Genomic DNA, 8,467 nt, shown 5'->3' with positions numbered 1-8,467 from the left:
GACCGCCCTGGAGCGTCACAACGCGAATGGGCCGCCTACAACACCGCCGTGGCCGTCCTGGAGCGGTCAAAGACCGAGGAGGCCGCACGGTGAAGATCACCACGCAGAGCTGGTACTCGACACGCCACAACAAGCGCGTGCACCGGATCGGCATAGAGGGCACCAGCCGAAACCTCATGTTCAACGACGACGATCTCCGAGATCTCGCAAAGTACATCGACCTAGTCCTTGGGGGACGCAATGACGACGACCGACCTACTCAGTAAGCCCGGCATGTCCGGGACCGATTACCGCAAGGCACGAGACGGCTGGATCGCAGCAGTGCTAGCGCACAAAGGCGCAACCGGCAAGCGATTCAACGCCACCGCCGTCCGAATCGCGATAGCACTACACCAGCTTTCCTGGACAGAGACGACGGACAATCACCGCAGGGGCACGTTCACAGGAGGGGCTGTGATGCTTGCAGAGCACGCGGGGTTCGCCGGTATTGCCGAGAGAGCGCAGCGGAACAACGCATACACCGGGACTGGCGCGTTGCGTGATGCGGGGTTCCTCGTCCTTGTTTCGCAGGGGTTGGGCGGTGCTGCCGTCGAACGGTCTAAGGCTCACAACGCTGTGTGGGCGTTGTCGCTCCCCTCAACGCATACACCGGAATGCGGTGTACGCGTAGGTGCAAATCCTGCACCCGATGACCTGAATGCCACAACGCATACACCGGAATACGGTGTAACGCATACACCGGAATACGGTGTAACGCATACACCGGAATACGGTGACCTACCCCCTGGCAGTCCCCTGGCAAGTCCCCTGGCTAATAATACTAAACCTCAAACAAGATTTGAGGGTACCCCCAACCACACGACCGAAGAACCCACAGACTTCGATCACTTCACCGCCGTCGTAGAGAAAGAAAAGCGATGGGACTTCAGCCAACACTGCGACCGCAACGGGGAGGACTACGACTCCATGCTTGACGAGTTCAGTTCAGCCAAGGGGTGCTCGACATCTAAGAACTGGGTCGCTGCGTTTAAGGGGTTCGTCCGTGACTGGAGCGAGACCCACGACTCCTCTAGGCCCTCTAGGCCCTCACAGAGCTTCGAGGAGTTCCTGGCTGGGGATGGCCCCGCCGACACCGCACCTGTCGCAGATGAAACACCTGCCCCTGTCATTGATGCCGAGATCGTAGAAGACCACGCCGAGGAGGAGACCGCTATGACCCCGCTGCGCTTCAGCGCCCTATTCACCACCAACCCCCGCCCCGGCATGGCCCGGTGCCTGTCCGCCCTATCGACGCTCCAGAAGGCCGGCATCACAGACGAGGAGATCCACCGCGCCCACGAGGCCGGGAGGATGGGCGAGCACCCCAACCCCGACGAGTGCGCCGAGAGGATCATCCGCGACCGTGACGCCGTCAACGCCGACTGCCCGTTCTAGGCACAGACCAGACATGCCCATAACGGCGCTGTAAGGGGTCTCTGAGCGACTCAACCGCCCAAGGGGTCCACACACCCACCACACCACCCCGCAACCCAGCAGGAGCCACATGAGCTAACCACACACCAACCACACCAACACACACACATACACATACACATACACATCCTACAGACAGGACTACACATGACCAACCGCCGAGACATCCGAGACAACCTCACCGAGATCCCACTCACGACCCGCGACGCACGTGGCCGCTTCCACAATGACCACGCGACCGTCTACAGCATCGACACCGACCGCGACGACAACCCGCGAAGCGTCTACGTCCACACATCCGCTGCACGACACACGTTGAACGTGGAACAGGCTATGCAGCTCGCAGAAGCCCTCATTACCGCCGCCGAGGACCGCCCGTGAACCCACTCACCGCACGCGTGCCCTGCGTAGCACGCACACGACAGAAGGGCGACGAACAGTTTGAGGAGTCCGCCCTCACGATCCGCCCGTGGCTACCCGGCGAGACGCACGAACTAGGCATCCTCGTCCGGCGTGGAAGCCGTGAATACCTACTCACCGTCGCACAGGCCCACGCCCTAGCCGACGAGATCGTAGACGCAGCCGAGACCGCGCAGCAGATGATCCAGACCCCCACCCCCGGAAATATCTAGGGCTATGGGTCCGCGACTCGGCACCGCCCCCCCGCAGTCTCGCTTCTCTCTCTCCGTGGGATCTGGAGTCTCACGATATGAAACACCTTTACCCCGAAAGGACACTTCCACATGACAACCGATTTCCGTTCCCACCAGCGTATTCGCCGCGATTCCTTGCTTCATCAGCAGGAGTGTCGAGCACGCCTGTCGATGCACAGAGCTAGCCTACGCCGCCAGATCGAAGAGGGGCCGTCCCCGTGGTGTGAGGTGCCGCAGCAGCTCACCGCCGTCGCACCGGATTTCCCCGAGGTTCAGGTCACCTTCCCGGCAGGCACGTTAGCTTACGGCGTGCAACGTATTCTGGCTGAGACCGTCGAGGTGGTGTACGAGTTCGAGTCCCGCTTCCTCGATAAGCGTGGCGAGCCTAATGAGATCACCCTCGATCACGCACGGCATGAGGCGGAGCTGGTCGCGCACCTGTGGTGGGAGTGCCAGCACATGCTGCCGGCCCGGTGGCACCGCCTTGTCATGGCCGATGGCCTCCCCGTGCCGCAGTCTGTGGGTGCGATGCTCGCGGCTTGGCGTGCCGGTGGATACCGAAGTGTCCCCCGTGTCGCCAACCTCGCAATCGCCCTGTCCGAGATCGCGGACAAGATCGCAGAGGACGAGGATCTCATACGCTTTATTGAGGGCTGGGTGCTCACTGTCCGGGCCGTCTCCCACGCCGTATTCCCAGTCGTGGGCCAGGTTTGGGTGCCACCGTCCGAGGCCGCCGTAATTGTTGGTAGGTCGAAGCGGACGATCCAACGCTGGAAGTCGAAAGGCCTTCTCAGCACATTCGGTGAATGGGTATTGCTGTCCGACGTTAGAAAGATCGCAGCGTAATTAGGCGTGTCACCCTACCTGCTAGTGTAGATATTAGATCGTTTTTCAAGGCCGTGCCCCTATTCGCCGGGTGCGGCCTTTAATTCTGCCCAATTCCGGGCACCATCTTGAAAGGAAACAAAATGGCCGTTAATGGCTTATTCCGTTGCAAAGCACCAACCGCCGTATCGTGGCAAATGATCGTGGACAGCATGTTCTTCAAATACAAGCCGAACAGATCATGGATTCCCCGCGATTCCGTGGTGAAAGTTTCATCACTTGCCGACCGTGAAGATCCACGAGGCTACGACTTGTCGCTCACGGTTAACGGCAACCTGCGGCTGAGGCTGACCGTCGAGGAGGGCCGGGCGCTGGCCGAGGCTCTGGACCTCGCCGCCGACGCACGCGAACTCTACCTGGAAAGTGATGATGCAGAGCACCTATAGCCCGTTCAAGATCCGCACGCCTGTCCGACGGCACCGTTCTGCTGCCCAGGGCGGCAACGAGGTATACCCCGCAACCCTATGGGTGAAGGTCGCGGACAACTCGCACGGCACACCCGTGATGGTGCAGTCCGGGGCCGTGACACATCTACTCACCGTTGAGGACGCGTTGGAGGTAGCCAACGCTCTCGCGGACGCTGTGGAGTCCTACGAGCAGTGGAAGCGCTATGAGGCGTGGAAGGAGGGGGGCAATGCAGCCGACAACGACTGATTACCGGGGCTACACGATGCGATGGCAACCGGGCGGGCGGACGATCATCCGCAGCCACGACAGCGCGGACGTAAAGATCTTCAACAGCCCGGGCAAAGCCAAGGCATACATCGACAACAAGGAGACAAATTGAGCTGGGTTCTACCTGGAGCAACGTGGTATTCGGAGCCGGTCAGGTTCCGCAGAGGCGGCTACGTAGGCATCGAGCTGGTCAAGGTAGGCACCTGGGCCGCTATGGGCGGGGAAGTAACGCTGACCCGTGAGGATCTCGCCGCAGCGGTGGACGCATCCGCGCACCTCCCCTCACCGTCGCTGAAGCTGGGGCACGAGGGAACGCTGCAAGGCGATGATGCACCGGCTGTTGGCCGTGTTGTGAACCTGCGTGTCGCAGACGATGGGGACACGCTGGTTGGTGACTTCACCGACATCCCCGGCTGGTTGTCCCACGTCCTGCCTGAGACGTACCCGCAGCGGTCCATCGAAGCGCAGTTGGATTACCGCGACAACGGGACCACTTGGCCGTTCGTTGTGGAGGCCGTGGCGCTGCTAGGGGAGCGGTGGCCTGCCGTATCTTCGCTGACTGATCTCCGCGACCTTTATTCCACGTAATCATTCTACTGCCTTGTCTGCTCGCCGGGAGGTGACCAAAAGAAAGGCACACAGAAAGGAAAAATCGCAATGACTACACGAGTCACTGTGTCGCTTAGCGAGGTCTTTGCTAATGCGCCAATCGCCCAAAACTGGGCCAACAGACCTACCACACACCCGGTAGGTTATACGCTCGCCCCCGGCACTCTGCCGGAGGGCGTTAATGTCCCCGTCTACGATTCAATTGAATCTTTGGGCGCGTGGCTTGTTGGGTATCTTGAACGAGATGTCCAGTACGATTCCAATTCCAACTCTAAGAAGGAGTTTTAGAATGTCCGGTCTTTATCCTGGCGCTGTCGATCTCAATGACGGCACCCTGTCCGTTGATGCTGCCCTGTCCAACCCCGCCGTTATCGAGGAGCGGGTCGCTGACCTGATCTCCGGCAACGTTCTGGTTGATACCCTGTTCGCACCCGGTGGGCCGACTGTGCAAGGCGGCGCGGTTATCTACTCCAAGATCACCGAGAAGTACCTGTACCCCGATGCTGATATTGCTGACCGTGCGCCGGGCGACGAGTACGCCCAGGTGTACTCCACCCCGCCCCCGCTCGAACTCGCTAAGGTGCAGGATTTCGGCGGCAAGGTGTCCATCACCGAGGAAGCCCGCCGCCGTAACAGTGCGGTTATCTTCGACAACGAGATCACCACCCTGTCGAACGCCATTACCCGCCGACTCAACAAGCGTGCTATGGAGACCATCGATGCGGCTGTGACTGGCTCCGAGGACGTTCTGGAGCTTCAGGCCGCTGCCGCGTGGAACACCACCCTGGCTGTCGGCCCGGAGGCTTCCAAGACCGATCCGCGCCAGCTGCCGGGGTCCGACTTCGGTACCGCTATCGCCCATGCTCAGAGGCAGGATCTCGGCGTTGAGTACAGCAAGCTCGTTGTCTCGCCCGAGAACGCTGCCCACCTGCGCAACACCTACGGCGCGACCCTGGGTACCCTGCTGTCCGACTACGGCCTGGACATGCTCACCAGCAACTACGTTGCCGCTGGCGACGCTTACCTGGTCGATCCTAAGCAGATGGGCTTCGTGGCATACGAGGAGCCGCTGACCGTCCGCACGTGGGATGACCCGGAGCACCGACTCCACTGGGTTCAGGCCTACGCCATGCCCGTGATGGGTGTCACCCTGCCGTCCGCCGTTGCCGTTATTCGCGGCACTCAGTCCTAATCTAGAAAGGATCTCAACATGACTGTTGGATTTAATAACACCGCACGGGATCGTTACAACGACGGTTCCGACATCACCGCCCAGGCTAACGCTGCCGTGGTCGGCAAGACCTTCGCCGCTATCGCTGGCGATATGACCGCAGAGGGTCTGCTGTCCGTGAAGCCCGCCGCCACCGGCAACAACACCGTTGGTGTCGTCAAGTACGACGCTGACGCTGGCGAGAAGGTCGGTGTGGCCCGTGGCTCGTCCCGAGTCATCACTGTGACGGCTGGCGGCGCTATCACTGCCGGGGACGAGATCGCCGTGGGTGCCGGAGGCAAGGCTGTCAAGGCTACCGAGGGTGCCGTGGTGGTTGGCTACTCGTTCAACACTGTGGTCACTGGTGCTGACGCGCTGGTGTCCCTGAACCGATAGGAGGGGGCCGTATGGCTACGTTCGTTAAGTTCGCTGCCGATGAGGGCGCTGAGAAGCCCGCTGAGAAGCCCGCTGACGGCGCGGAGGACGCTACCCCGGTGGAGTTCACCGCCGAGCAGTTTGAGGCCCTCACAGAGGCACTCAGCCTGGATGCCGATGCGACCCCCGACGAGGTTGTGGAGGCCGCACAGAAGCTCACCGAGGAGGAGGGCCAGGAGGAGCCGGAGCAGGCCCCCGCCGACCCGACCGAGGTGAAGGCTTCCCGTGACGGTGGTGTCACCATCGATGCCGCCGCGTGGGAGGACATGCAGCAGTCAATCCGGCTGGGGCTGAACGCCCGGAGGCAGGAGGGTCGCCTGGAGGCTGAGGCTGTGGTGGATCAGTTCATCCGCGCTGGCCGCGCTCAGGCCGCTGACCGAGAGCGTCTGCTGGCATCGTATGAGGAAGACCCCTCGAACACTGTCCGCCAGCTTCGTCGCCGCCCGGTCGCCCACATGGTCGAGATCGGGCACGGTCTGACGGTGGATGAGTCGCCGCGTGCGTCTGGTTGGGTGCGCTAGGCACTGCCGTTAGCAGGGGGCATCACCGTATGTGGTGCCTCCGACTACTTGCAGTACCGCCGTAGCGTGCCGCGTCCGTGGCAGGTGTTAGATTTCTAGCACCTGCGTCCCTCCCGTCCTCGCCCGCGTGGGGCACGCTGTAACATTGTTACACCCTGATTCCTGGTGAGCCTCCCATCCCTGCCCGCGTGGAGCGCATGTCAGGTGTAGTCAATGACTACATCTCGGAAGGGTCCACCCTCTCCCGCGTAGGGCGTCCCAAATTGGGACACCTGCCGGAGGTCTGCGGTGAGTCCCGTCCTAGCCCGCGTGGAGCGTCCACTACACCGGGGGTGTCTTCCACTCAATCTGGATCTTCGACGGATCGAACTTCCCCCGCTTCGCCGGGAGGATAGTGACGGTCATAAGCTCGTCAATGACCTGCCCCCGCACCTCAGCAGGCAACGCCCGCCAACGATCCTCCAGCGCACCATCCGCCAGCACCAGATCCGCAGCAGGAGACCGCCGACGCGCCCGCGCCAGCTCACCCGCCGCCGCCTCAATCTGCACCCGCAGTTCCTCAGTCGCCGCCCGCACCTGCCCCGCATCCAACACCCCATCCGCGAACAACGCGCCCAGCCCGTTCTTCTTCCCCACAAGCGCGTTATACCGGTTCAGCAAAGACCCCATATCGTCCTCGTCGTCCCCCCGGTCCCGGTCCACAATCGCAAGCCTGTTGCGGGGATCGTTCAACACCCCGAGCACAACCGCGTCCACAACCTCATCGACAGGCACCATACGCCGCGAACAACGGTGGCAATGCTTGCAGGCGTACACGCGGTCTGTCGTGCCGTCAGAGACCGCCTGACGCGTCTTCCCCTTAGCTGACCCCATCTTGTGCCCGCACCTGCCGCATAGGTACAGTCCGGTGCCCTGAAACTTCTTCTCCGATCCCGCGTGGGTGCGCCTGGCTGGGTCGGAGAGGATCTGCACCGCCGCCCGCCAATCGTCCTCATGCACCAACGGTTCCCACTGCCCGGTGCCGACGATCTCACCGTGATGCTTAGACAGACCGGCGATAGCGGGGTTCATCACTGCCGCCCTCACACCGCGTGCCGTCCACCGCTCCGCCTTACCACGCCCGTAGGCACGGGTCGGTAGGCTGTCCTCGTTAAACCGCTTAGCGATGGACATGAGTGACCGGCCCTCCAGCACCATCTGGACCGCTAGGCGCACGTAGGGGGCGTAGGTGTCGTCTATGACGATCTCGCCCTTATGGTCCCCGGACTTGTACCCGGCTGGTGGGGGGCCGCCGCGCCACTTCCCAGATTCCGCCCGGAACGCGTGGGACGCTTTCTGCCGTTCGATCTGGTGGTCCACCTCGTGCGCTGCCGTCGCTGCGATGATACGCGCCATCATCCGCCCCATGGCGGTGTTCAGGTCAATATCCCCGGCCTTGACGGTGTGGATCATCACCCCTGTTTCCTCCACGAGGTCTACGAGCCGTTCTAGGTCCACGGGTCGCCGGTAGAGGCGGTCCACGTGCCAGCAGATCACGCCGTCTATGCCGCCGTCTTTGACGCGTTGGAGCATCTGTTCCCATGCGGGGCGTTGCTTCCCGCTGAACGCTGACACGTCATTGTCGGTGTAGGTCTGTGCCACTTCCCAACCGTTAGCGTCTGCGAGTGCCTGGCACGCGGCCTGTTGCGAGCGCACGCCCGCGCCTTCGCCTTGCAGGTCGCGGCTGATTCGGCAGTAGTTCAGGTAGGTCATGGCAAAAACTTTAGCAGTTCTACTTGACATCGTGAATATTCGATCGTGCTCATCCCCTGGTCGTCACCGCCGAACCAGCGCATCACCTCCTCGTTCCCCGCCTCCTGTCCGGTGTCCCCGGTGTCCGCGTTCTCTCCGGTGTCCGCCTCCCAGCCGATGAACTGATCGTCCTCCCCGTTGGATTCCATGGTGTTCCCCCTGGTGGTCATGTTCCTGTCCTTCCTGTTGTTCCTGCATGTGATTTCTTTTCCTCG

The 8,467-nt window shown here is 61.9% G+C and carries 13 protein-coding genes; 11 read left to right on the top strand and 2 right to left on the bottom strand.

Annotated elements, in window-relative coordinates; translation table 11 throughout:
- Positions 1–240: 240 nt before the first annotated feature.
- The 11 genes from ACT3S3_RS12970 to ACT3S3_RS12920 all read left to right on the top strand — a co-directional run bounded on the left by ACT3S3_RS12970 (position 241) and on the right by ACT3S3_RS12920 (position 6,461).
- Positions 241–1,434, top strand: coding sequence for a hypothetical protein (locus ACT3S3_RS12970; protein ID WP_444626907.1), 1,194 nt, complete (start codon positions 241–243; stop codon positions 1,432–1,434).
- A 186-nt stretch (positions 1,435–1,620) separates the two neighbouring features.
- Positions 1,621–1,854 carry a hypothetical protein gene (locus ACT3S3_RS12965; RefSeq protein WP_444626906.1) on the top strand — a complete coding sequence of 78 codons (234 nt, stop codon included), beginning with the start codon at positions 1,621–1,623 and terminating at the stop codon, positions 1,852–1,854.
- Positions 1,851–2,105 carry a hypothetical protein gene (locus ACT3S3_RS12960; protein ID WP_444626905.1) on the top strand — a complete coding sequence of 85 codons (255 nt, stop codon included), beginning with the start codon at positions 1,851–1,853 and terminating at the stop codon, positions 2,103–2,105. Before ACT3S3_RS12965 ends, ACT3S3_RS12960 begins: the two co-directional genes overlap by 4 nt.
- A 111-nt stretch (positions 2,106–2,216) precedes the next feature.
- Positions 2,217–2,972: a hypothetical protein gene (locus ACT3S3_RS12955; RefSeq protein WP_444626904.1), complete on the top strand. Its 756-nt coding sequence runs from the start codon at positions 2,217–2,219 to the stop codon at positions 2,970–2,972.
- A 122-nt stretch (positions 2,973–3,094) separates the two neighbouring features.
- Entirely contained in the window at positions 3,095–3,397 is a 303-nt protein-coding gene (locus ACT3S3_RS12950; RefSeq protein ID WP_444626903.1) for a hypothetical protein, read from the top strand.
- 136 nt (positions 3,398–3,533) lie between these two features.
- Positions 3,534–3,665, top strand: a complete 132-nt coding sequence (locus tag ACT3S3_RS12945; RefSeq protein ID WP_444626902.1) for a hypothetical protein — start codon at positions 3,534–3,536, stop codon at positions 3,663–3,665.
- Positions 3,646–3,798 (top strand): hypothetical protein, encoded by a 153-nt coding sequence (locus tag ACT3S3_RS12940; protein WP_444626901.1) that lies wholly within the window; start codon positions 3,646–3,648, stop codon positions 3,796–3,798. Before ACT3S3_RS12945 ends, ACT3S3_RS12940 begins: the two co-directional genes overlap by 20 nt.
- Positions 3,795–4,274, top strand: a complete 480-nt coding sequence (locus ACT3S3_RS12935; protein ID WP_444626900.1) for a hypothetical protein — start codon at positions 3,795–3,797, stop codon at positions 4,272–4,274. The genes ACT3S3_RS12940 and ACT3S3_RS12935 overlap by 4 nt, the downstream gene beginning before the upstream one ends.
- A 310-nt stretch (positions 4,275–4,584) precedes the next feature.
- Positions 4,585–5,487 carry a major capsid protein gene (locus tag ACT3S3_RS12930; protein ID WP_444626899.1) on the top strand — a complete coding sequence of 301 codons (903 nt, stop codon included), beginning with the start codon at positions 4,585–4,587 and terminating at the stop codon, positions 5,485–5,487.
- Between the two features lie 18 nt (positions 5,488–5,505).
- Positions 5,506–5,901, top strand: coding sequence for a DUF2190 domain-containing protein (locus tag ACT3S3_RS12925; RefSeq protein ID WP_444626898.1), 396 nt, complete (start codon positions 5,506–5,508; stop codon positions 5,899–5,901).
- Positions 5,902–5,912: 11 nt separating this feature from the next.
- Positions 5,913–6,461, top strand: coding sequence for a hypothetical protein (locus ACT3S3_RS12920; RefSeq protein ID WP_444626897.1), 549 nt, complete (start codon positions 5,913–5,915; stop codon positions 6,459–6,461).
- Between the two features lie 321 nt (positions 6,462–6,782).
- Here the strand turns inward: ACT3S3_RS12920 and ACT3S3_RS12915 are convergent, their stop codons facing one another.
- Positions 6,783–8,213: a recombinase family protein gene (locus tag ACT3S3_RS12915; RefSeq protein WP_444626895.1), complete on the bottom strand. Its 1,431-nt coding sequence runs from the start codon at positions 8,211–8,213 to the stop codon at positions 6,783–6,785.
- Positions 8,210–8,422, bottom strand: coding sequence for a hypothetical protein (locus ACT3S3_RS12910; protein ID WP_444626894.1), 213 nt, complete (start codon positions 8,420–8,422; stop codon positions 8,210–8,212). Before ACT3S3_RS12910 ends, ACT3S3_RS12915 begins: the two co-directional genes overlap by 4 nt.
- Positions 8,423–8,467 lie beyond the last annotated feature (45 nt).

This window comes from Corynebacterium sp. AOP40-4SA-5 (genome assembly GCF_052377355.1).
In the GTDB taxonomy this organism is placed as follows: Bacteria; Actinomycetota; Actinomycetes; order Mycobacteriales; family Mycobacteriaceae; genus Corynebacterium.
The sequence above is the reverse complement of the archived record's forward strand: the minus strand, read 5'-3'. Positions and strand labels throughout refer to the sequence as shown.